The organism is Pseudomonas sp. Sample_21, from assembly GCF_004307525.1.
GTDB lineage: Bacteria > Pseudomonadota > Gammaproteobacteria > Pseudomonadales > Pseudomonadaceae > Aquipseudomonas > Aquipseudomonas atacamensis.
Map to the genome: position 1 here is coordinate 1 of NZ_RCNZ01000073.1, position 21,686 is coordinate 21,686.

At 59.6% G+C, this 21,686-nt stretch carries 22 protein-coding genes; 10 read left to right on the plus strand and 12 right to left on the minus strand.

Features of this window, described 5'->3' with window-relative positions; translation table 11 throughout:
- Positions 1–80 precede the first annotated feature (80 nt).
- Positions 81–1,280, minus strand: a complete 1,200-nt coding sequence (tyrS, locus tag D8U71_RS12550; protein ID WP_024014528.1) for a tyrosine--tRNA ligase — start codon at positions 1,278–1,280, stop codon at positions 81–83.
- 212 nt (positions 1,281–1,492) lie between these two features.
- Here tyrS and D8U71_RS12560 point away from each other — a divergent pair, with 212 nt between their 5' ends.
- Positions 1,493–2,917 carry a peptidoglycan DD-metalloendopeptidase family protein gene (locus tag D8U71_RS12560; protein ID WP_016772930.1) on the plus strand — a complete coding sequence of 475 codons (1,425 nt, stop codon included), beginning with the start codon at positions 1,493–1,495 and terminating at the stop codon, positions 2,915–2,917.
- 3 nt (positions 2,918–2,920) lie between these two features.
- Positions 2,921–4,012: an anhydro-N-acetylmuramic acid kinase gene (locus D8U71_RS12565; protein ID WP_130887883.1), complete on the plus strand. Its 1,092-nt coding sequence runs from the start codon at positions 2,921–2,923 to the stop codon at positions 4,010–4,012.
- A gap of 69 nt (positions 4,013–4,081) precedes the next feature.
- Here D8U71_RS12565 and erpA read toward each other — a convergent pair whose 3' ends face one another.
- Together erpA and argC are read right to left on the minus strand one after the other, a co-directional pair.
- Entirely contained in the window at positions 4,082–4,432 is a 351-nt protein-coding gene (gene erpA, locus D8U71_RS12570; RefSeq protein WP_007918905.1) for an iron-sulfur cluster insertion protein ErpA, read from the minus strand.
- A gap of 168 nt (positions 4,433–4,600) precedes the next feature.
- Positions 4,601–5,635: an N-acetyl-gamma-glutamyl-phosphate reductase gene (gene argC, locus D8U71_RS12575; RefSeq protein ID WP_056786719.1), complete on the minus strand. Its 1,035-nt coding sequence runs from the start codon at positions 5,633–5,635 to the stop codon at positions 4,601–4,603.
- 134 nt (positions 5,636–5,769) lie between these two features.
- Between argC and hemJ the strand changes: the two genes are divergently transcribed.
- The 6 genes from hemJ (at position 5,770) to coq7 (ending at position 10,303) form a co-directional block, all read left to right on the plus strand.
- Entirely contained in the window at positions 5,770–6,198 is a 429-nt protein-coding gene (gene hemJ, locus D8U71_RS12580; protein WP_016772928.1) for a protoporphyrinogen oxidase HemJ, read from the plus strand.
- Positions 6,199–6,231: 33 nt separating this feature from the next.
- Positions 6,232–7,200 (plus strand): nitronate monooxygenase family protein, encoded by a 969-nt coding sequence (locus tag D8U71_RS12585; RefSeq protein ID WP_130887884.1) that lies wholly within the window; start codon positions 6,232–6,234, stop codon positions 7,198–7,200.
- Positions 7,201–7,266: 66 nt separating this feature from the next.
- The gene (locus tag D8U71_RS12590; protein WP_130887885.1) at positions 7,267–8,214 is read left to right on the plus strand and encodes a DUF805 domain-containing protein; all 948 of its coding nucleotides are present in this window, start codon (positions 7,267–7,269) and stop codon (positions 8,212–8,214) included.
- 61 nt (positions 8,215–8,275) lie between these two features.
- On the plus strand, positions 8,276–9,064 hold the full coding sequence (locus D8U71_RS12595; protein ID WP_122612457.1) for an SDR family oxidoreductase: 789 nt from the start codon (positions 8,276–8,278) through the stop codon (positions 9,062–9,064).
- 56 nt (positions 9,065–9,120) lie between these two features.
- The gene (locus D8U71_RS12600) at positions 9,121–9,459 is read left to right on the plus strand and encodes a histidine triad nucleotide-binding protein (RefSeq protein ID WP_016772924.1); all 339 of its coding nucleotides are present in this window, start codon (positions 9,121–9,123) and stop codon (positions 9,457–9,459) included.
- A gap of 196 nt (positions 9,460–9,655) precedes the next feature.
- Positions 9,656–10,303: a 2-polyprenyl-3-methyl-6-methoxy-1,4-benzoquinone monooxygenase gene (gene coq7 / locus D8U71_RS12605; protein ID WP_041476678.1), complete on the plus strand. Its 648-nt coding sequence runs from the start codon at positions 9,656–9,658 to the stop codon at positions 10,301–10,303.
- A gap of 110 nt (positions 10,304–10,413) precedes the next feature.
- Here the strand turns inward: coq7 and speD are convergent, their stop codons facing one another.
- Both speD and D8U71_RS12615 read right to left on the minus strand, forming a co-directional pair.
- Entirely contained in the window at positions 10,414–11,208 is a 795-nt protein-coding gene (gene speD / locus D8U71_RS12610) for an adenosylmethionine decarboxylase (RefSeq protein WP_024014530.1), read from the minus strand.
- A 237-nt stretch (positions 11,209–11,445) separates the two neighbouring features.
- Entirely contained in the window at positions 11,446–11,868 is a 423-nt protein-coding gene (locus D8U71_RS12615; RefSeq protein WP_016772921.1) for an OsmC family protein, read from the minus strand.
- A 235-nt stretch (positions 11,869–12,103) separates the two neighbouring features.
- Here D8U71_RS12615 and crp point away from each other — a divergent pair, with 235 nt between their 5' ends.
- On the plus strand, positions 12,104–12,748 hold the full coding sequence (crp, locus tag D8U71_RS12620; protein WP_016772920.1) for a cAMP-activated global transcriptional regulator CRP: 645 nt from the start codon (positions 12,104–12,106) through the stop codon (positions 12,746–12,748).
- A gap of 9 nt (positions 12,749–12,757) precedes the next feature.
- Here crp and D8U71_RS12625 read toward each other — a convergent pair whose 3' ends face one another.
- From D8U71_RS12625 to D8U71_RS12640, 4 genes are all read right to left on the minus strand, one after another.
- A complete protein-coding gene (locus D8U71_RS12625; RefSeq protein WP_130887886.1) occupies positions 12,758–13,459 on the minus strand; it encodes a lipoate--protein ligase family protein in 702 nt (233 codons plus the stop codon).
- A 127-nt stretch (positions 13,460–13,586) separates the two neighbouring features.
- A complete protein-coding gene (gene trpC, locus D8U71_RS12630) occupies positions 13,587–14,423 on the minus strand; it encodes an indole-3-glycerol phosphate synthase TrpC (RefSeq protein ID WP_130887887.1) in 837 nt (278 codons plus the stop codon).
- On the minus strand, positions 14,420–15,469 hold the full coding sequence (gene trpD / locus D8U71_RS12635) for an anthranilate phosphoribosyltransferase (protein WP_016772917.1): 1,050 nt from the start codon (positions 15,467–15,469) through the stop codon (positions 14,420–14,422). The genes trpC and trpD overlap by 4 nt, the downstream gene beginning before the upstream one ends.
- A gap of 9 nt (positions 15,470–15,478) precedes the next feature.
- Positions 15,479–16,072 carry an aminodeoxychorismate/anthranilate synthase component II gene (locus D8U71_RS12640; RefSeq protein ID WP_042610431.1) on the minus strand — a complete coding sequence of 198 codons (594 nt, stop codon included), beginning with the start codon at positions 16,070–16,072 and terminating at the stop codon, positions 15,479–15,481.
- 407 nt (positions 16,073–16,479) lie between these two features.
- On the opposite strand from D8U71_RS12640, the gene estP reads away from it, so the two are divergent.
- Positions 16,480–18,387: an esterase EstP gene (gene estP, locus D8U71_RS12645; protein ID WP_130887888.1), complete on the plus strand. Its 1,908-nt coding sequence runs from the start codon at positions 16,480–16,482 to the stop codon at positions 18,385–18,387.
- 171 nt (positions 18,388–18,558) lie between these two features.
- On the opposite strand, the gene trpE is transcribed toward estP, so the two are convergent.
- The 3 genes from trpE to rpe all read right to left on the minus strand — a co-directional run bounded on the left by trpE (position 18,559) and on the right by rpe (position 21,600).
- Positions 18,559–20,040, minus strand: coding sequence for an anthranilate synthase component I (gene trpE, locus D8U71_RS12650; RefSeq protein ID WP_130887889.1), 1,482 nt, complete (start codon positions 20,038–20,040; stop codon positions 18,559–18,561).
- A 70-nt stretch (positions 20,041–20,110) separates the two neighbouring features.
- Complete coding sequence (locus tag D8U71_RS12655; RefSeq protein ID WP_041476686.1) at positions 20,111–20,929, minus strand: phosphoglycolate phosphatase; 819 nt, start codon at positions 20,927–20,929, stop codon at positions 20,111–20,113.
- A complete protein-coding gene (gene rpe / locus D8U71_RS12660; RefSeq protein WP_007918813.1) occupies positions 20,926–21,600 on the minus strand; it encodes a ribulose-phosphate 3-epimerase in 675 nt (224 codons plus the stop codon). Before rpe ends, D8U71_RS12655 begins: the two co-directional genes overlap by 4 nt.
- Positions 21,601–21,686: the final 86 nt, after the last annotated feature.

Consider the following 21,686-nt stretch of genomic DNA (forward strand, 5'->3'; position numbering starts at 1 on the left):
GGAGTTTTCCGTTTCGACTGCGCCGGAAGTGGGGCGAATTATAGACCTCTGGAATTCGCCGTCAACCCCCAATTTCAACTTTATTCAGATTTCAGCGTAATACGTGCAAAAGCCTTCTTGCCGGCCTGGCAAACGTGAGTCGCGCCCAGTGCATATATAAAGGAGCGATCAACCACCTCACCATCGACACGCACGCCGCCAGCCGCCAACAGATCTCGCGCCGCCGCTGAGTTCTTCACCAAGCCAGCCTTATTAAGGACAGCAGCGATCGGCATATCCTCAACCGAAGACAGTTCGATCTCAGGCAAGTCATCTGGAAGCTCGCCATCCTTCATGCGGTTGCCGGCGCCTCGGTGAGCATTCGCCGCAGCTTCTTCACCATGGAAGCGCGCAACGATCTCTTCAGCCAGCTTGATTTTGATGTCGCGTGGATTCGCTCCAGCTTCGACGTCAGCCCGGAAGGCGTTGATCTCATCCATCGAGCGAAAGCTGAGCAACTCGAAGTAACGCCACATCAGCGCATCCGGGATGGAAACCAGCTTGCTGTACATGACGCCCGGCGCTTCCTGGATACCGACATAGTTGCCCAGCGACTTGGACATCTTCTTCACGCCATCCAGACCTTCCAGCAATGGCATGGTCAGAATGCACTGGGCTTCCTGGCCATAACCACGCTGCAACTCGCGACCCATCAGCAAGTTGAATTTCTGATCGGTACCGCCCAGCTCGACATCGGCGCGCAGCGCGACCGAGTCATAACCCTGAACCAGCGGATAGAGGAACTCGTGAATAGCGATCGGCTGGTTGGTGGTATAGCGCTTGTCGAAGTCATCGCGCTCGAGCATGCGAGCAACGGTGTATTGCGAAGTCAGGCGAATGAAATCCGCCGGCCCCATCTTGTCCATCCAGGTGGAATTGAAGGCAACTTCGGTTTTCGCCGGATCAAGGATTTTGAAAACCTGAGTCTTATAGGTCTCAGCATTTTCCAGAACCTGCTCACGCGTCAGTGGCGGACGCGTGGCGCTCTTGCCACTCGGATCACCGATCATCCCGGTGAAGTCACCTATAAGGAAGATCACCTGGTGCCCCAGCTCCTGGAACTGACGCAGCTTATTAATAAGCACGGTATGACCAAGATGCAGATCCGGAGCGGTAGGGTCGAAACCAGCCTTGATACGCAGCGGTTGGCCGCGCTTGAGCTTCTCGACCAGCTCGGACTCGACCAATAGTTCTTCCGCACCACGTTTAATCAGCGCTAGCTGCTCTTCAACCGACTTCATAACAGACCCGCAAGGCTCAGATTCAAAGGGAACCAACCATACAAGAACGCGCACCAATTACAAGTTTTGCCCGGCGCACGGACACCAATCCACAGACCCGAGGTCTGTAGACTTGCTTCAGCGATGATTTGGTTATATTTTATACAGTTATTTCATCTTCATCATGTCATTCATCTTTTCCAATTCATCTATTTCAAAGTCAAAAATTACCTATGACCACAGAACCGTCTAAAGCGCCCCCGCTTTACCCGAAGACCCACCTGCTCGCCGCAAGTGGAATCGCCGCCCTTCTCAGCCTGGCGCTGCTGGTATTTCCCTCCAGCGATGTTGAAGCCAAAAAGACGACTCTGAGTCTTGAACTGGAAAGTCCCGCTGAACAACTGACACAAGATCAAGACGCTGCTGATGCGACTCAAGCCACAAACGAGCCCGTAGCTTCGCCGTTCGCACAAATCGAAAACAGCGACGAAAACGCCGCGCAAACCGCTGAAACCGCGCCGTCACCTGTAGCCCCTGCTGAGAAACCAAAAGAGCCTGGGCACCGCGAGGTCGTGGTTTCCAAAGGCGATACGCTGTCTACCCTGTTTGAAAAAGTCGGCCTACCGGCAGCCTCCGTGCACGAAATACTGGCAAGCGACAAGCAAGCCAAGCAGTTCAGCCAACTCAAGCGCGGTCAGAAACTCGAATTCGAACTCAGCCCGGAAGGCCAGTTGACCAGCCTGCACAGCAAGGTCAGCGACGTTGAAACCATCACCCTGACCAAGAATGACAAGGGTTATTCGTTCAACCGAGTGACTGCCAAGCCAACCGTTCGCACTGCCTACGTCCACGGTGTCATCAACAGCTCACTGTCGCAGTCCGCAGCCCGCGCCGGCCTTTCTCACAGCATGACCATGGACATGGCCAGCGTCTTTGGCTACGACATCGATTTCGCGCAGGACATTCGTCAGGGTGATGAATTCGATGTGATCTACGAGCAGAAAGTCATCAACGGCAAGGCTGTCGGCACCGGCCCGATCCTGTCGGCGCGCTTCACCAACCGCGGGAAGACTTACACCGCTGTTCGCTACACCAACAAACAAGGCAACAGCAGCTATTACACTGCCGATGGCAACAGCATGCGCAAGGCCTTCATCCGTACGCCGGTTGACTTCGCCCGCATCAGCTCGAAGTTCTCCATGGGCCGCAAGCACCCTATCCTCAACAAGATCCGCGCGCACAAAGGTGTCGATTATGCAGCGCCGCGAGGCACGCCGATCAAGGCTGCCGGTGACGGCAAAGTGTTGCTGGCCGGTCGTCGTGGTGGTTACGGCAACACTGTGATCATTCAGCACGGCAACACTTACCGTACGCTCTATGGCCATATGCAGGGCTTTGCCAAAGGCGTGAAAACCGGTGGCAGCGTGAAGCAAGGTCAAGTCATTGGCTATATCGGTACAACTGGCCTTTCCACCGGCCCGCATTTGCACTATGAGTTCCAGGTCAACGGCGTTCACGTCGATCCGCTGGGCCAGAAGCTGCCGATGGCCGATCCGATCGCCAAGTCCGAACGCGCGCGCTTCCTCGCGCAGAGCCAGCCGTTGATGGCGCGCATGGATCAAGAGAAGGCCACCATGTTGGCTTCGAGCAAGCGCTAAGCCATGGCCCTGTATATCGGTGTGATGTCCGGAACCAGTCTCGACGGGCTGGACATCGCCCTGATCGAGCAGACCTCGGCGATCAAACTGATCGCCACCCACTACCTGCCAATGCCTGACTCCCTGCGCGCCGAGCTGCTTGGCTTGTGCGCCAGCGGCCCCGACGAGATCGCCCGCTCGGCGATTGCCCAGCAACACTGGGTCGAACTTGCCGCGTCGGGCATTCACACCCTCCTCGCGCAACAACAACTCAAGCCCGATGCCATTCGTGCCATCGGTAGCCACGGTCAGACCATTCGCCATGAGCCGGCGCGCGGGTTTACCGTGCAGATCGGTAATCCAGCCCTGCTGACTGAGTTGACCGGTATTACCGTCGTCAGCGATTTCCGCAGTCGCGATGTCGCAGCGGGTGGCCAAGGTGCGCCTCTGGTGCCAGCCTTTCACGAAGCGTTGTTTGAAGAGCGTACTGGTAACCAGGCAGTCTTGAATATCGGCGGATTCAGCAATCTCAGCCTGATTGAGCCGAACAAACCTGTAGCCGGTTTCGACTGCGGACCGGGGAATGTTCTGATGGACGCCTGGATTCACCGGCAACGGGGCGAGAACTATGACCGGGACGGCAAATGGGCTGCGATCGGCAAGGTTGAACCAGCCCTGCTCACGGCACTGCTCAGCGACCCGTTCTTCGTCACCAAAGGCCCGAAGAGTACCGGCCGGGAAGTCTTCAATCTGCCATGGCTGGAACAGCATCTTTCGAACCTGCCAACCTTCGCAGCCGAAGACGTTCAGGCCACGCTGCTCGAACTGACGGCGCTGACCATCGTCGAGTCGCTACAAAGCGCTCAATCGGACACTCAGGAATTGCTGGTTTGTGGCGGCGGCGCGCACAACGCGACGCTGATGAGACGTCTGGCGGATCTGCTGCCAAATACCCAAGTCGCCAGCACCGCAACTCACGGCGTTGACCCTGACTGGGTAGAAGCCATGGCCTTCGCCTGGCTGGCTCATTGCTGCCTCGAAGGCATCGCCGCCAATCGGCCAAGCGTCACCGGCGCTCGCGGGCTGCGCGTACTCGGCGCCATCTACCCGGCATAAACTTCAGATACAAAAACGCCGCAGAACCGAAAGGCTCTGCGGCGTTTTGTTGTGTGCGCTGAAGCGCGATCAGATCGAGAACGACGACCCGCAACCACAAGTCGTGGTGGCATTCGGGTTCTTGATCACGAAGCGCGAACCTTCCAGACCTTCCTGATAATCCACCTCGGCACCGGCCAAGTACTGGAAGCTCATCGGATCGACCACCAGGCTCACGCCTTCGCGCTCGACGATGGTGTCGTCATCGGCCACGTCTTCATCGAAGGTGAAACCGTATTGAAACCCTGAACAACCGCCGCCCGTAACAAATACGCGCAGCTTCAAGCGATCATTCCCCTCTTCATCGACCAGGCTCTTCACCTTGTGCGCAGCACCTTGAGTGAATTGCAAAGCCGTGGGGGTGAAGGATTCGACGCTCATGCTGACTATCTCCCGGCGTTACGCCGCCATAATGCGTGATGACGCGCATTATCCGCTTGTCCTAGAAAATTGGTCAACTATTAGAGGAGCAGCGGCAAGCTTCAAGCGGTGAGCTTCAAGCTTGCCTCTGATCTCTTGTAGCTTGTGGCTTGAAGCTCGCAGCTGCTTTTAAGGCAGCATGCCGGCGTGTGACAGGCCGAAGCGCTCGTCCAGTCCGAACAGAATGTTCATGTTCTGCACCGCCTGGCCCGAGGCGCCCTTGACCAGGTTGTCAATCACCGAGAGTACGACCACCAAATCGCCATCCTGTGGACGATGCACGGCGATGCGGCAGACGTTGGCGCCGCGCACGCTACGGGTTTCCGGGTGGCTGCCGGCTGGCATGACATCGACGAACGGTTCGTTGGCATAGCGCTTTTCGAACAGTGCCTGCAGATCAACCGAGCGATCCGCTACTGTCGCGTAGAGCGTGGAGTGAATACCGCGAATCATCGGCGTCAGGTGCGGGACAAAGGTCAGGCCGACGTCCTTGCCCGCCGCGCGACGCAGGCCCTGGCGAATTTCCGGCAGATGACGATGACCTTTTACCGCATAGGCCTTCATGCTTTCCGACGTCTCGGAGTACAAAGAACCAACAGCCGCACCACGCCCGGCACCACTGACACCGGATTTGCAGTCGGCGATCAAACGCGATGCGTCGGCCAGACCTGCTTCCAGCAACGGCAGGAAACCCAATTGCGTTGCGGTCGGATAGCAACCCGGCACCGCGATCAGGCGCGCTTTCTTGATCTGCTCGCGATTGACTTCCGGCAGACCATAGACCGCTTCGTCCAGCAATTGCGGTGCGCCGTGTGGCTGGCCGTACCACTTGGCCCATTCATCAGCATCTTGCAGACGGAAGTCGGCGGACAGGTCGATGACCTTGGTGCCCGCCGCCAGCAGCTCGCCTGCCAAGGCGTGAGCCACACCGTGTGGCGTGGCGAAGAAAACCACGTCGCAGGCGCCAAGGGTTTTCACGTCCGGCACGCTGAACGCCAGCCCGTCATAGTGACCGCGCAGGTTCGGGTACATGTCAGCCACGGCCAGACCGGCCTCGGATCGGGAAGTGATGACGACCACTTCTGCCTGCGGATGCTGTGCCAACAGACGCAGCAGTTCGACACCGGTGTAACCCGTGCCGCCGACGATACCGACCTTGACCATAAACCTGCCCTCAACGAACCCACTGGAAAGCCGTCGATAATAGGGGCCGCGCGCGCCTGCGACAACCGCCAAGGTGACGCGCGGACGCTCAAGCCTCTACTATCTGGCTACCGTGAATGAGGGAATAACCAAAAATGCTCTATCTATGGCTCAAAGCGTTTCACATTGTCAGCGTCGTCTGCTGGTTTGCCGGGCTGTTCTACTTGCCGCGCCTGTTCGTTTACCACGCGCAAAGCACCGACACGATCAGCCAGGAACGCTTCAGCGTCATGGAGCGCAAGCTGTATCGCGGCATCATGGGCCCGGCGATGATCGCCACGCTGATCTTCGGTGGCTGGCTGATCTACCTCAACCCGAGCCTTTTCAGCCAGGGCGGCTGGATTCACGCAAAACTGACTCTGGTCGTTCTGCTGATCGGTTACCACCATATGTGCGGCGCGCAGGTAAAACGCTTCGCCCGTGGCGAAAACACCCGCAGCCATGTCTTTTATCGCTGGTTCAATGAAGTGCCGGTTCTGATATTGCTGGCTATCGTAATTCTGGTCGTGGTCAAGCCGTTCTAACTTCAACCAATACAGATCCTCGGGGTGTTCTCAATGTCGCTGCCCGCTCTGCTCGAACAACGTCTGCGTCTGCCCGTAGTAGCAGCGCCGATGTTCCTGATCTCCAATCCGGAACTGGTGCTCGCCTGCTGCCGCAACGGCGTGGTCGGCAGCTTTCCGGCGCTGAACCAACGCGAAAGCAGTGGGTTCAAGGCCTGGCTGGAACAGATCGAAGCGGGCCTGGCGACGCTGGCTAATCCGGCCCCTTATGCGGTGAACCTGATTGTTCACCACAGCAACCCGCGTCTGCAGGCGGATCTGGACATTTGCGTCGAGCACAAGGTGCCGATCGTTATCACCAGCCTCGGCGCGGTGAAGGAACTGGTCGACGCGGTGCACAGCTACGGCGGTCTGGTGTTTCACGACGTGACCACGCGGCGCCATGCCGAGAAAGCCGCTGAAGCGGGTGTCGACGGGCTGATTGCCGTCGCGGCCGGCGCCGGCGGGCATGCCGGCACCTGGAGTCCGTTTGCGCTGATTGCCGAGATCCGTGAATTTTTCGACAAGACGCTGTTGCTTGCAGGATGTTTGAACCACGGCCATGAGATTCTCGCCGCGCAACTGCTCGGCGCGGATTTGGCCTACTTCGGTACGCGATTTATCGGCACCACCGAAAGTCACGCGCCTGACGCTTATAAAGAGATGCTGCTGACAGCCAAGGCTGCCGACATCATTCATACTCCAGCGGTGTCGGGAGTGCCGGCCAGTTTCATGCGCCAGAGCCTGGAGGCGGCCGGTTTCGACATGGCGGCCCTGCAAGGCAAGGGCGAGGTCAATTTCGGCGACAAGCTCAAGCCGATCAACGATGAAGCCAAAGCCTGGAAGACCGTGTGGTCGGCGGGTCAGGGTGTTGGCCAGATTAGTGATCTGCCAAGCGTGGATCAGTTGATCGCGCGGCTCGACGCTGAATATCGTCAGGCCCAAGCGCGCGCTGCACAGTTGCCACAACGCTGGCCGCGCTGAAAAACATATCTGGCCAGTCCTGATCAGACTGGCTGCCAAATGAATCGCGACAAGGATGCCTCGGCCATGAGCGACACCCGTTACAAGATCGTCTTCGACGGCGCGCTGCAGCCCGGCGTCGACTTCACCACCGCCAAACTGAATCTGGCGGATCTGTTCAAAAGCGATCTGGCCGCCATCGAGCGCCTGTTCAATGGCCGCACCGTCGCCCTCAAACGTGATTTGTCTCACAGCGATGCGCAGACGTATCTGCAGGCGTTGAACAAAACCGGGATCGATGCGCGGATCGAAGCGGAAACAGCCATCGAGCTGAATCTCGCGGACGTCCACGATAACCCTGCAGCGGTGGTGGAACCGGACTCGCCTTACGCCCCACCGCGCGCCAATGTCGGTGAAGCTCTGCCGCCATTCGCCACGCTCAAGCCATTCAGCGTCGAAGGCCGGATCGGTCGCCTGCGCTTTCTGGCCTGGACCATGGTCTTGAGCCTGGTGACCCTGCCCATCGTCGGCGTGTTTGCTTTGATTGCGTTGGGCTTGGTCAGCGGCGACTCGACTACCGGGCTGATCCTCGGCGGCATTCTGGCGGTCTTCCTGTTCCTCGGCTTCATGATCGTCAGCATTCTGTTCAGCGTTCAGCGCCTGCACGATATCGGCTGGTCGGGCTGGCTGTGGTTGTTGAATCTGGTGCCGTTCGTCGGCAGTTTTTTCCCGCTGGTAATGATGGTCGTACCCGGCAATGCCGGCGCCAACCGCTATGGCCCGCCGCCGCCACCGAACAGCACAGCGGTCAAAGTGCTGTGCTCGTTGTGGATCGTATTCTTCGCACTGATTTTTGCCGGCGGCCTGCTTGGCGGCTTCTCGGCTGTGCAGGAAGAATATGAAAGCAATCTGGAGAGCAGCTATGACAGCGGCTCGGTGACCACCGACGAAGTTGAGGTTGTCGAGCCGCCAGCGATTTCCGCCGACGAGGCAGCCGAACCGGCGCAGGCCCCTGTAGACTCTGCGCAAGAATGAACAGCGCTCCCTGCCGCGACAACCGCGTCGCCGGCGCGGAGCTGTTGCGATGGAGAACTGCATGACCCGTTACGCTCTGATCACCGGTGCTTCCAGCGGCATCGGCCTGGCCATGGCCGAAGCGCTGGCCCGGCGCGGCCGCAGCCTGATTCTGGTGGCACGACAGCGTGATCAGCTGGAAAGTATCGCCATCGAGCTGACCCAGCGTTTCGATGTCGAAGTATTGTTTCGTGCCTGCGATCTCGGCGAACCGTTGCGCCTGTCGGGCTTTTTGCTGGAGCTGGAAGAAGGCGACCGGCAGATCGATCTGCTGGTCAATTGCGCAGGCATCGGCACCTGCGGGCCATTCCTCGCGCAGGATTGGATGACTGAGCAGGACCTCATCGAGGTCAACATTCTCGCCCTCACCCGCCTCTGCCATGCGGTGGGTAACAGCATGGCGCTGCTGGGTGGCGGGCAGATCCTCAATGTCGCCTCGGTGGCTGCGTACAGCCCCGGCCCATGGATGAGCACCTACTACGCCAGCAAAGCCTACGTGCTGCATTTTTCCGAAGCCCTGCGCGTGGAGCTCAAACAAAGCGGCGTGAAAGTCTCCGTGCTTTGCCCCGGCCCGACGCGCACACCGTTCTTCCGAACCGCACAGATGAGTAGCGAAAAGATCGAAAGCAGCCACTCGCTGATGAGTCCGGAAGAAGTGGCACTGCATGCCGTACGCGCGCTGGATAAAAACCGCGCCATCATCATTCCGGGACGGCGCAACCGCTGGCTGGCGTTCCTGCCGCGACTGGGTTCGCGCTGGCTTAACCGGACGATTGTCGGCATGGTCAATAAAGCTTACTGCCCCCGCTAGGAACACGACTTCGAAGCGGTACACTCGATTCAGCCCAACTCAACGGAGAAACAGCAGTGGATACTCTGTTCACCAAGATCATCAACCGGGAAATCCCGGCCAATATCATCTACGAGGACGACCAGGTTCTGGCCTTCCACGACATCGCCCCACAGGCTCCGGTGCACTTTCTGGTGATCCCGAAAAAACCGGTGCGCACGCTCAACGACCTGACCGAAGACGACAAGGCACTGGCCGGGCACATCCTGTTCACCGCGCAGCGTCTGGCGCTGGAACTGGGTTGCGAAGAAGGCTTCCGCGTGGTGATGAACTGCAATGAACTTGGCGGGCAGACTGTCTATCACATCCATATGCACGTGCTGGGGCAGCGTCAGATGAACTGGCCGCCGGGCTGATTGGCGACAACCAACCGTGGGAGCGAGCCTGCTCGCGAAGGCGCCGATACATCCAACACTTCAGTAGCCGATAATCCGCTTTCGCGAGCAGGCTCGCTCCCACAAAAAAGCCTGACCGCCCAGCAAGTGACCCAGCGCAAACCCTCGCCGGCCGATTCGGTTAAACTGGCCGCCGAGATTCTTCCCGGAGGTCAGCATGACTACCCAACGTCACTACTCGCCCATAGACCGTCTGCTACTGCAAGCCGATGCCGCGATGCGCACCCTGTTGCCCTTCAGTGGCCAGCCGTACCGCCCGTCGCCAGCGATTCTGCAGCCGGATACGCAAATGAGCGATGAAGACACCCGCCATGTCGCCGGTCTGATGCGCATCAACCATACCGGCGAAGTCTGCGCCCAGGCGCTGTATCAGGGACAGGCGCTGACCGCCAAGTTGCCGCAGGTACGCGCAGCCATGGAGCACGCGGCTGAAGAAGAGATCGATCATCTGGTCTGGTGTGAACAGCGCATCCATCAGCTGGGCAGCCACACCAGCGTGCTGAATCCACTGTTTTACGGCATGTCGTTCGGTATCGGCGCGGTGGCCGGCCTGATCAGCGACAAGGTCAGCCTTGGTTTCGTTGCGGCGACCGAGCATCAGGTCTGCAAACACTTGAACGAACATCTGGAGCAATTGCCGGCCGAGGACGAAAAATCCCGGGCGATTCTTGAGCAGATGCGCATCGATGAAGAACACCATGCGGAAAGTGCTTTGGATGCGGGCGGGTTTCGTTTTCCGGCGCCGGTCAAGTTCGGGATGAGCTTGTTGGCCAAGGTGATGACCAAGAGTACTTATCGGATCTGAGATCTGTGTCGGTGCTGATGACCTCTTCGCGAGCTGGCTCGCTCCCACAGAGGTTTTGTATGAGGCATGAAAAAGGCGACCACGAGGTCGCCTTTTTTTGTCCGGTAATCTTAGGTCGGCATATTGCGCGCGTAGAAGATTTCCAGCATTTCGTGTTTCACACGGTCGGTCACCTGGGCACGCTGCTCGGGCGAGAGGTTGCTGGTGGCGTCGCCGAACAGGTAGTTATCCAGTTCGAAGTTCTTCAGCAGCATTTTGGTGTGGAACAGGTTTTCCTGGTACACGTTCACGTCGGTCATCTGGTACGCGTCGCGGGTGTCTTCGGAGAGGTAGTTCTGGATCGAGTTGATCTCGTGGTCGATGAAGTGTTTGTTGCCTTCAACGTCACGGGTGAAGCCGCGCACACGGTAATCCACGGTCACGATGTCCGAATCGAACTGGTGAATGAGGAAGTTGAGTGCTTTGAGCGGTGAAATGACACCACAGGTCGACACGTCGATATCCACACGGAAGGTCGCAATACCGTCGTCCGGATGGATTTCCGGATAGGTGTGCACCGTGATGTGGCTCTTGTCGAGGTGGGCCAGAATGATTTCGGGCAACGGGCCCGGCGATTCTTCGATCTGGCTGTCAGTCGGGGTCACCGGCTCTTCCGAAATCAGAATCGTGACGCTGGCGCCCTGGGGTTCATAGTCCTGACTGGCGATGTTCAGGATGTTGGCACCAATGATCTCGACAACTTCTGTGAGAATCTGCGTCAGGCGTTTCGCGTTGTACTCTTGATTGATGTACTCGACGTAAGCCTGCTGGTCTTGCGGGGTTTCCGCGTAGCAGATGTCATAGATGTTGAAGCTCAAGGTCTTTGTCAGGTTATTGAACCCGTGGAGCTTGAGTTTGCTTTTCACCGTTAAAAACTCTCTATGTATGCGGCGCGGCCGCGTGATCAAGCATGCCCGTCAAGTGCGAACAACGCACCTGCGTAGGACGGTTAACACCTCTTCGCGATGGCGATTTTGGTTATCTGTTCAGGCGGATGACCCGTCGGCTGACCGATCACTGCCCTGAAAAAAGTGGCGCATTATGCAGACGTCAGCGGGGGATCGCCAGAGTCTGCACTGCTTTTATGATAGTTGAATGTCGGTTCAGCCGAGTTCAACGATTTCATAATCGTGGGTGATTGCCACGCCAGCCGCGCCGAGCATGATCGACGCCGAGCAATATTTCTCGGCCGACAGTTCGATGGCGCGCTTGACCTGAGCTTCTTTCAAGCCCCGGCCCTTGACCACGAAGTGCATGTGGATCTTGGTAAACACCTTCGGATCTTCAGTCGCACGCTCGGCGTCGAGAAAGGCTTCGCAGCTTTCAACGGCCTGGCGCGACTTCTTCAGGATGCTGACCACGTCGAAGTTGCTGCAACCGCCGACACCCAGCAAGAGCATTTCCATCGGGCGAACCCCGAGGTTACGGCCACCGGCATCTGGCGGGCCGTCCATCACCACGACATGACCGCTGCCGGATTCGCCGAGGAACATGGCTTCGCCAGCCCATTGGATGCGTGCCTTCATCGCCCAGACTCCACTGTAAAAAAAGGGTCGCCAGCTTAGCACAGCGCTTTGTCCCGACAGGAACGACGTCCTAGGACGGATGCTTTCTGGCTGTAGGTAATTTCTCGAATTTACGACGAAGTGTCTGGTAAGCTGGCGCCAATTCGCTGGCGCCAATTCGTCAGCTCTGTAGCGACCGCCTTCAGCGCCTCATAACAACTCAAACATCACCGTGCAGTCTTTTCGGGATACAACCATGGTTGCTATTACCCCCACACCCAAAATCAAGAACATCGACAAGCTGTTGATGCATTGCCAGCGCCGGCGTCATGCGGCCAAAAGCAACATCATCTGCGCCGGCGATCGCTCGGACACGCTGTACTTCATCATCAAGGGTTCGGTCACCATCCTCATCGAAGATGACGATGGCCGCGAGATGATCATCGCCTACCTCAACGCCGGGGACTTCTTCGGCGAATTGGGTCTGTTCGAGCAGGCAGGTCAGGAGCAGGAACGCAGCGCCTGGGTGCGGGCCAAGGTCGAATGCGAAACCGCGGAAATCAGTTACGCCAAGTTCCGCGAACTGTCGCAGCAGGATCCAGACATTCTTTACGCCCTCAGCGGACAAATCGCACAACGCCTGCGCAACACCACGCGCAAAGTCGGCGACCTGGCGTTTTTCGACGTCACCGGCCGCGTCGCCCGCTGCCTGCTGGAGCTGTGCAAACAGCCGGACGCCATGACCCACCCGGACGGCATGCAGATCAAAGTCACCCGTCAGGAAATCGGTCGGATTGTCGGTTGTTCACGGGAGATGGTCGGCCGCGTGCTCAAGGATCTGGAAGAACGCAATCTGGTCGACGTGAAGGGCAAGACCATGGTGGTCTTCGGCACGCGCTAAGCTCGTAAATCAGGCACTGTAAATCTGCGCCAGCATCAAACGAAACAATTCATCGAGACGCGCCAGCGCCTGTGGCGCGTTGAATTTCTCATGCAGGGCGATGTGGCTTTGCGCCCTCACCCGCTGCTTCAGGCCGCAGGTTTCATTGAAGCGATTGACCGCGGCTACCATCGCTTCACGCTCGTCATCCATCAGCATTGCACCGTGCACCAGCCCCACCGGACGCTGGCCGCCCTGGCTCTGGCGCCAGCGCTGGGCGGTGCCGACCATCTTGCGACCGTCGAGATTGACGTTGAAACGGCCGTCGCAGAATGCGCCGTCGATTTCCCCGACCGACGACGTGCCACCCAACTCATCCAGCAACTGACAGATCGGATCGCACAGGCGGCGATAGCCGGTTTCGATGCGGTTCAGGTCGCCTTCACTGCGAGGCGGGGCATACACCAAGGCAATGTTGATGGTTGCAGCGGATTGCGGGACGGGCTCGCCGCCGGTTTCACGCAACAGCACCGGCCAGCCAGCGGCAGCGGAGACTTCGCAGGCGTGGTCGAATTGCGCGAGACGGTTGAGGCGGCGCGGCATGACCAGCGCGCGGTCGGTGGGTTGCCAGAACAGCAGGCCGAATTCGGCGTCGCCAGCGCAGACCGAGGCCAGCAAGTCCTGTTCGGCTTGCAGGCCGGATTCGATGGTCAGGGGGGTTGGCAGCGACATAACAGGCTCCGGCAACATGGAAATCTCTAGCGGTTTCGATGGCCCCTTCGCGAGCAGGCTCGCTCCCACAGGGGGAAATGCATTCCAAATTTGGGAGCGAGCCTGCTCGCGAATGAGGTCTACTCGGTCAGTCGAGGGTCGAACCGCTGATCGGCACGCCACGCTCCGGGAAGAACAGGCGCTGCAATTCCATGCCCGGATTTTCCGCGCGCATGAACGCTTCGCCGACCAGGAACGAATACACGTCGCTGATTTCCATCAGTTCGACGTCGGCACGATTGAGAATGCCACTCTCGGTGATCACCAGGCGATCGCGCGGGATGCGCGGCAGCAGGTCGAGGGTGGTTTCCAGGCTGACATCAAAAGTATGCAGGTTGCGGTTGTTGACCCCGACCAGCGGCGTGTCGAGGGTTTTCAACGCGCGCTCCAGTTCGTCACCGTCGTGCACTTCCACCAAGACGTCGAGACCGACGCCTTTGGCCACCGCGGCCAGTTCGGCCATTTTCACGTCGTCCAGCGCGGAGACGATCAGCAGCACACAATCGGCGCCCAGCGCGCGGGCTTCAATAATCTGGTACGGATCGATCATGAAGTCCTTGCGGATCACCGGCAATTTGCAGGCGGCGCGCGCCTGTTGCAAATAGGCATCGGCGCCCTGGAAGTAATCGATGTCGGTCAGCACCGACAGACAGGTCGCCCCGCCCTTCTCGTAGCTCTTGGCGATGTCGGCCGGCACGAAGTCTTCGCGGATCACGCCTTTGCTCGGTGAGGCCTTTTTGATTTCAGCAATCACGGCCGGTTGTTTCTTCTTCGCTTGCGCCAGCAATGCCTGGGCAAAACCACGGGGTGCATCGGCCGCCTTGGCCAGACCTTCCAGCTCGCTCAGGCTGACCCGAGCGCTGCGCTCGGCAACTTCCTCAACCTTGCGCGCGAGAATGTTTTCCAGAACCGTCGGTACACTCATCCTTCATTCTCCACTTTGAATACCGCGGTAAAGGCACCCAGCTCCTCGAGCTTTTCCCGAGCGAGGCCGGTGTGCAGCGCGTCGTGCGCCAGCTCCACACCTTGTTTCAGACTGCTTGCCAGGTCGGCGGCGTACAGCGCCGCACCGGCATTGAGCACAATCATCTCGGCAGCTTTCTGACCGTTTTCCGTCTTGCGCTTGCCAAGGGCGTCACGGATCAGCGCCAGCGACGCTTCCGGGCCTTCGACCGACAGACCGTGCAGGCTCTGGCTCTTCATGCCGAGGTCTTCCGGTTCGACCCAATACTCAGTGATTTCGTTGTTCTTCAGCTCGGCAACAAAGGTCGGCGCGGCGAGGCTGAACTCATCCAGACCGTCCTTCGAATGCACGACCAGCACGTGTTTGCTGCCCAGTCGCTGCAAGACTTCGGCCAATGGCCGGCACAGCGTCTGGGTGAATACGCCGACGACCTGATGTTTCACACCGGCCGGATTCGTAAGCGGGCCGAGCATGTTGAACAGCGTGCGCAGGCCGAGTTCGCGGCGCGGGCCGGCGGCGTACTTCATCGCTTTGTGGTGGGTCTGGGCGAACATGAAACCGATGCCGACGTTGTCGATGCAGCGCGCGACCTGCACCGGGGTCAGGTTCAGATAAATGCCGGCAGCTTCCAGCAGATCGGCACTGCCGCTCTTGCCGGACACCGCGCGGTTGCCGTGCTTGGCCACGGTGCAACCGGCCGCTGCGACAACAAAGGAAGATGCGGTCGAGACGTTGAAGATATTCGCACCGTCACCGCCGGTGCCTACCACATCGACGACGCCGTCGAGGGTTTTCAGCTCGACCTGATCGGCCAACTCACGCATCACCGACACCGCGCCGACGATTTCGTCGATGCTCTCGCTCTTCATGCGCATTGCCATCATGAACGCGCCGATCTGCGCTTCGGTGCACTGGCCGGTCATGATCTCGCGCATCACATCGCGCATTTCATCGGTGCTGAGGTCGAGGTGTTCGACGATACGGCTGAGGGCTGTCTTGATATTCATGGGAAGTCCTTAGCGCGTGCCGCCGGTTTGTTTGAGGAAATTGGCAAACAGTTCATGACCCTGCTCGGTGAGGATCGACTCGGGGTGAAACTGTACGCCCTCGATGTTCAGGGTCTTGTGACGCAGGCCCATGATCTCGTCGACCGAGCCGTCGTCGTGCTGGGTCCATGCGGTCAGCTCGAGGCAATCGGGCAGGCTTTCGTGCTTGACGATCAGCGAGTGGTAACGGGTAACGGTGAGCGGATGATTGAGGCCGGCGAACACGCCCTTGTCCTCGTGGAATACCGGGCTAGTCTTACCGTGCATGACCTGGCGGGCACGCACCACATCACCGCCGAAGGCCTGGCCGATGGACTGGTGGCCGAGGCAAACGCCGAGGATCGGCAGTTTGCCGGCGAAGTGCTTGATCGCATCAATGGAAACGCCCGCCTCGGTGGGCGTGCACGGCCCGGGGGAAACCACGATGCGCTCGGGATTCAGCGCTTCGATTTCGGCGATGGTCAGTTCGTCGTTGCGCACCACTTTGACCTCGGCACCCAGCTCGCCGAGGTATTGCACAACGTTGTAGGTAAAGGAGTCGTAGTTGTCGATCATCAGCAACATGGCGTTTCGAACCTCTTGAATTCTGACTTGATGACAGCCTTCAGATGACTTGCCCGCAGGGCGCTGCGCGATGTCGGACGCGCACAGGGCGCCAGCACAGCGGCATTTCAAACAGACAAGGAAGGCAAAGCGATACAGATCCGGCGGGGCCGGCAGAGAAGATTCAGGCGCGCCAACGCCAGCGGGCGTGTGCCTTGATGACTTGATCCAGAAGTTTGCTGGTGATCAACACGGGGAAGGTCTCGTTCATACGTTCCGGCACAGTAACTTAGCTGGGCGGAGCGTGCAATATGGCGGGGCGTGCGGGTTATAAAACGGCAGAGGGATTCGCGACCGATGGCAAAACGCCGAACGTTTTTGGTACTGTCGTTTCGTTCACCTACAACAATAAATAAACGGACTTGCTCATGATCAGACAGACGTTGTTTGTACCGCTGGCCAGCTGCTTGCTCGCACTCGCCTGCGCCCAGGCCAATGCGGCGCCCAATCCATATTCGAGTTTCATCGTCTTCGGCGACAGCCTCAACGATGCCGGCACCTTCGCCGACACCGGCGGCCCGGCGGGCTCCACCGAGCGTTACACCAACCGTACCGGGCCGGTGTATCAGGATGGCAGCGGCGAAGTTTTTTCATTGAATTCCACCCAGTTGCTCGGCGGCCGCCTGGGCTTTTCGCCCGACCAGACAGCCTCTTCCAGCTCCGCAGTGCGCGCGGAAAACGGCCAGCCCGACGGCAACAACTGGGCGGTCGGTGGTTATCGCACCGACCAGATTCTCGACTCGATCACCACCCAATCGGCCACCGGCGAACGCACCCGCGCCGGATACCTGCCGTCGAACGGCTTCCGCGCCGACCCGAACGCGCTGTATTACATTTCCGGTGGCGGCAACGACTTCCTCCAGGGCCGCATTCTCAGCCTGCCCCAGGCCAACGCCGCAGCCGATCGACTGGCCGACAGCGTGCAGACCCTGCAGACCGCTGGCGCCAAATACGTGATGGTCTGGCTGCTGCCCGACGTGGGCCTGACCCCGGCCCTCAATGGCACGCCGCTGCAAGCGTTCAGCAGCACCCTTGCCAACCAGTTCAACAGTCAGTTGGTGACGCGCCTGCAAGGCATCAACGCCGAAGTCATTCCGCTGAACATTCCGGTGCTGCTCTCGGAAGTCTTCGCCGACCCGGGGCGCTTTGGTCTGGCTACCGACCAGAACCTCACCGCGACCTGCTTCAGTGGCAATAGCTGCACGGAAAACGCCCGCTACGGGATCAACAGCGCCACGCCGGATCCGACCAAACTGATCTACAACGATGGCGTACACCCGACCGAATCCGGGCAAAAACTGATCGCCGACTACGCCTATTCGCTGTTGGCTGCGCCGTGGGAATTGAGCCTGCTACCTGAAATGGCCCACGGCACCGTGCGCGCGCATCAGGATGAATTGCGCAATCAATGGCAGGCGGACTGGGAGAACTGGCAAGCGGTCGGCCAATGGCGTGCGATTGTCTCGGCCGGCGGACAGCGTCTGGATGTCGACAGCCAAAGCAGCGGCGCCAGCGCCGATGGCAGCGGTTACAACCTCAACGTCGGCGGCAGCTATCGCCTGAACGAAGCCTGGCGCGTGGGCGTGGCGGCCGGTTTGTATCGACAGAATCTCGAGGCCGGGCACAACGACTCCGATTACAAACTCAACAGCTACATGGCCACCGCGTTCGCCCAGTTCCAGCAGAATCGCTGGTGGGCCGACGCGGCGCTGACCGGCGGCAAACTCGACTACGACAACCTCAAGCGCAAGTTCGACCTCGGCGCCAGCGAGGGCGCGGAGAAAGGCGATACCGACGGCAGCCTGTGGGCGTTCAGCACGCGCCTGGGCTATGACATTGCGCAACCGGGCAGCCAATGGCATCTGTCGCCGTTTGTCAGCGCCGATTACGCCAGTGTCGATGTCGACGGTTACTCGGAAAAGAGCAACCGTGCCACGGCGCTGACCTTCGATGACCAGAGCCGCGATTCGAAACGCCTGGGCCTGGGCATTCAGGGCAAGTACAACTTCACCGCGCAAACCCAGGTGTATGGCGAATACGCCCACGAGCGTGAGTACGAAGATGACGTGCAGAAGGTCAACATCGCCCTCAACACCCTGCCGGCCAATGACTTCACCCTTGAAGGCTACACGCCGGCAAGTCACCTGAACCGCTTGAGCCTGGGTGTCAGTCACAAGCTGACGGCGGATCTGGCGCTGCGTGGGGGTTATACCTTCCGCAAGGATGATGACTTCAAGCAGCAGGGCCTGAATGTCGGGGTTGTGCTGGATTTCTGAGTCGTAGATGCAAAAGCGGCGCCTGTCAGGGCGCCGCTTTTTTTATGCCTCAACACAAAACTCAATGTGGGAGCGAGCCTGCTCGCGAAAGCGCTGGGTCAGTCAGCATCAATGGTGACTGACTCACCGCCTTCGCGAGCAAGCTCGCTCCCACATGGGAAATTGCGTGGATCAGGCGTCAGGGGTCTGCTCGGCCAACGCCACGGCGCGGAACATCGCGCGGCGTTTGTTCAGGGTTTCTTCCCATTCCAGCGCCGGCACCGAGTCGGCGACGATGCCGCCGCCGGCCTGCACGTGCAGCTCGCCGTTCTTGATCACCGCTGTGCGAATGGCAATGGCGGTGTCCATGTTGCCGTTCCAGGCGAAGTAACCGACCGCGCCGCCGTATACGCCACGCTTGACCGGCTCCAGCTCGTCAATGATTTCCATCGCGCGAATCTTCGGCGCGCCCGACAACGTACCCGCCGGCAGAATTGCTCGCAGTGCGTCCATCGCGGTCAGGCTCGACTTCAACTGGCCGGTGACGTTGGAGACGATGTGCATTACGTTGGAATAACGCTCGATGACCATTTTCTCGGTGAGCTTCACCGAACCGATTTCCGAAACGCGCCCGGTATCGTTGCGGCCGAGATCGATCAGCATCAAGTGCTCGGCGATCTCCTTGTCATCCGAGAGCAGATCCTGCTCCAGCGCCACATCGGCTTCTTCGGTGGCACCGCGTGGGCGCGTGCCGGCGATCGGGCGCACGGTGATCAGGTTGTCTTCGACGCGCACCAGCACTTCCGGCGAACTGCCGACGACGTGGAAATCGCCAAAGTTGAAGAAGTACATGTACGGCGTCGGGTTGAAGCAACGCAGTGCGCGGTACAGATCGATCGGCGCAGCCTTGAAGTCGATCGACATGCGCTGCGACGGCACCACCTGCATGCAGTCGCCGGCGAGGATGTATTCCTTGATGGTGTCGACGGCTTTTTCGTAATCGTCCTGAGTGAAACTGGAACGAAACACCGGATCGGCCGATTGCTGTTTGCTGAAATCCAGGCCACGACGCGGGGTGATCGGCTGACGCAGTTGCTCGAGCAGTTCCTGCAAACGCGCCTGACCTTGCTCGAAGGCATCGGTCTGCGCAGGGTCGGCGAGGACGATCGCGTGCATCTTGCCGGCCAGGTTGTCGAACACCACCACGGCGTCGGAAACCATCAGCAGAATGTCCGGCACGCCCAGCGGATCGGGGTTCGGGCATTTGCCCAGACGCTTCTCGACATAGCGCACACAGTCGTAACCGAAGTAACCGACCAGTCCACCGTTGAAGCGCGGCAGGCCGGCAATGGTCGGCACGTTGTAACGGGCCTTGAAGGTTTCGACGAACGCCAGCGGGTCTTCAACCTCGTGGCTTTCGGTCTCGACGCCATCAACGCTGATGCTGACGTGATGATCGTGCACCCGCAGCACGGTGCGGCACGGCAGGCCGATGATCGAGTAACGGCCCCATTTCTCGCCGCCCTGCACCGATTCGAGCAGGTAGGAGTTGGGCTGGTCGGCCAGTTTCAGGTAGATCGACAGCGGCGTGTCGAAGTCGGCCAGGGTTTCGCAAGCCAACGGGATGCGGTTATAGCCGTCAGCGGCCAGACGCAGGAATTCTTCGCGATTCATAAGGTGCCTCGTGGTGTGAGGTGCAATCAGTCAGGTATGCAAACGCGCCGGCACGGCCGGCCAGAATCAGTCAGGCGCGCCAACGCCAGCGGGCCAGGGCCTTGATGACTTTCATCCAGAGTTTGCGGGTGACCACCACGATGGCGTTTCCAGAAGGGGGTTGAACAGCGTCGGGCAACGTTATCCCACCGGCCAGATCCAGGCAACCGGGAATTAGTTTGCGCAAATCGTCGATCACCAGTGCCGGCGATTCCTCGGCAATCGGCCGGCCATGGTTGTAGCCGTAACTCAGCGCCACACACTTGACCCCCGCTGCTTTCGCGGCCTGCACATCACTGCGCGAGTCGCCGACGAACAACGATTGCGAGGCCGGAATGTTGGCCATTTTCATTACGAAAAACAGCGCCGCCGGGTCAGGCTTCTTCTGCGGCAGGGTATCGCCGCCGATGATCCACTTGAAGTAGCGCCCGATCTTCATCTGATCGAGCAGCGGCGCGACGAAGCGCTCCGGCTTGTTGGTGATCAGCGCCATGGCCACGCCTTGCTTGTGCAGCCACTTGAGCGTGTCACGCACACCGGGATAGACCACGGTCAGCTCATGGCTGGCGCCGTACGCCTCCATGAAAATCTCCAGTGCGCGCTCGGCTTCAGCGTCGTCCACTGCCGAGTGATCGATGCCACCGGCCAAGGCCCGACGCACCAGCACCGGCGCGCCATTGCCGACCCATTCGCGCACTGCTTCGATGCCCGCCGGCGGACGACCGAGGGAGAGCAGCATGGTGTCCACCGCCGCCGCCAGGTCGGGAACCGAATCGATCAGCGTGCCATCCAGATCGAACATCACCAACCGTGGCAGTTGCCCCGGGAACAACTGCTCAAAACCGCTCATGGGCGCGCCAGTGCCAGTTCGGAACGCATCTTGTCGATGACTTCCTGATAGTTCGGTGCGTTGAAAATGGCCGAGCCGGCGACGAAGGTGTCAGCACCAGCAGCGGCAATTTCGCGGATGTTGTTGACGTTGACGCCGCCGTCGATTTCCAGACGGATGTCGCGACCGGATGCGTCAATGATCGCCCGCGCTTCACGCAATTTGTCGAGGGTGCCGGGGATGAACTTCTGCCCGCCGAAGCCCGGGTTGACGCTCATCAGCAGAACCATGTCGACCTTGTCGATCACGTACTTGAGCACGTCCAGCGGGGTCGCCGGGTTGAACACCAGACCGGACTTGCAGCCGCCTTCACGGATCAGCTGCAGCGAGCGATCGACGTGCAAAGTGGCTTCCGGGTGGAAGGTGATGTAGGTCGCGCCGGCTTCGATGAAGTCGCCGACTATGCGGTCCACCGGGCTGACCATCAGGTGCGCGTCGATCGGCGCGGTGACGCCGTACTTGCGCAGTGCCGCGCAGACCATCGGGCCGATCGTCAGGTTCGGTACGTAGTGGTTGTCCATGACATCGAAGTGGACGAAGTCGGCGCCGGCGGCGAGAACGTTGTCCACTTCCTCGCCGAGGCGGGCGAAGTCGGCGGAGAGGATCGACGGAGCAATTACGAAGGGCTGCATGACGCACCTGTGCTGAGCTAAATCACGATGGCGCGCATTGTATACCTCAAGTTTCCACGCGCGCACCGGGACCGCGATGATTGGGT

What these genes read in the sequence shown, in the direction of transcription:
- tyrS (WP_024014528.1), bottom strand. Translation starts at nt 1,280, where the DNA reads ATGAAGTCGGTTGAAGAGCAGCTAGCGCTGATTAAACGTGGTGCGGAA.
- D8U71_RS12560 (WP_016772930.1), top strand. Translation starts at nt 1,493, where the DNA reads ATGACCACAGAACCGTCTAAAGCGCCCCCGCTTTACCCGAAGACCCAC.
- D8U71_RS12565 (WP_130887883.1), top strand. Translation starts at nt 2,921, where the DNA reads ATGGCCCTGTATATCGGTGTGATGTCCGGAACCAGTCTCGACGGGCTG.
- erpA (WP_007918905.1), bottom strand. Translation starts at nt 4,432, where the DNA reads ATGAGCGTCGAATCCTTCACCCCCACGGCTTTGCAATTCACTCAAGGT.
- argC (WP_056786719.1), bottom strand. Translation starts at nt 5,635, where the DNA reads ATGGTCAAGGTCGGTATCGTCGGCGGCACGGGTTACACCGGTGTCGAA.
- hemJ (WP_016772928.1), top strand. Translation starts at nt 5,770, where the DNA reads ATGCTCTATCTATGGCTCAAAGCGTTTCACATTGTCAGCGTCGTCTGC.
- D8U71_RS12585 (WP_130887884.1), top strand. Translation starts at nt 6,232, where the DNA reads ATGTCGCTGCCCGCTCTGCTCGAACAACGTCTGCGTCTGCCCGTAGTA.
- D8U71_RS12590 (WP_130887885.1), top strand. Translation starts at nt 7,267, where the DNA reads ATGAGCGACACCCGTTACAAGATCGTCTTCGACGGCGCGCTGCAGCCC.
- D8U71_RS12595 (WP_122612457.1), top strand. Translation starts at nt 8,276, where the DNA reads ATGACCCGTTACGCTCTGATCACCGGTGCTTCCAGCGGCATCGGCCTG.
- coq7 (WP_041476678.1), top strand. Translation starts at nt 9,656, where the DNA reads ATGACTACCCAACGTCACTACTCGCCCATAGACCGTCTGCTACTGCAA.
- D8U71_RS12615 (WP_016772921.1), bottom strand. Translation starts at nt 11,868, where the DNA reads ATGAAGGCACGCATCCAATGGGCTGGCGAAGCCATGTTCCTCGGCGAA.
- crp (WP_016772920.1), top strand. Translation starts at nt 12,104, where the DNA reads ATGGTTGCTATTACCCCCACACCCAAAATCAAGAACATCGACAAGCTG.
- D8U71_RS12625 (WP_130887886.1), bottom strand. Translation starts at nt 13,459, where the DNA reads ATGTCGCTGCCAACCCCCCTGACCATCGAATCCGGCCTGCAAGCCGAA.
- trpC (WP_130887887.1), bottom strand. Translation starts at nt 14,423, where the DNA reads ATGAGTGTACCGACGGTTCTGGAAAACATTCTCGCGCGCAAGGTTGAG.
- trpD (WP_016772917.1), bottom strand. Translation starts at nt 15,469, where the DNA reads ATGAATATCAAGACAGCCCTCAGCCGTATCGTCGAACACCTCGACCTC.
- D8U71_RS12640 (WP_042610431.1), bottom strand. Translation starts at nt 16,072, where the DNA reads ATGTTGCTGATGATCGACAACTACGACTCCTTTACCTACAACGTTGTG.
- estP (WP_130887888.1), top strand. Translation starts at nt 16,480, where the DNA reads ATGATCAGACAGACGTTGTTTGTACCGCTGGCCAGCTGCTTGCTCGCA.
- trpE (WP_130887889.1), bottom strand. Translation starts at nt 20,040, where the DNA reads ATGAATCGCGAAGAATTCCTGCGTCTGGCCGCTGACGGCTATAACCGC.
- D8U71_RS12655 (WP_041476686.1), bottom strand. Translation starts at nt 20,929, where the DNA reads ATGAGCGGTTTTGAGCAGTTGTTCCCGGGGCAACTGCCACGGTTGGTG.
- rpe (WP_007918813.1), bottom strand. Translation starts at nt 21,600, where the DNA reads ATGCAGCCCTTCGTAATTGCTCCGTCGATCCTCTCCGCCGACTTCGCC.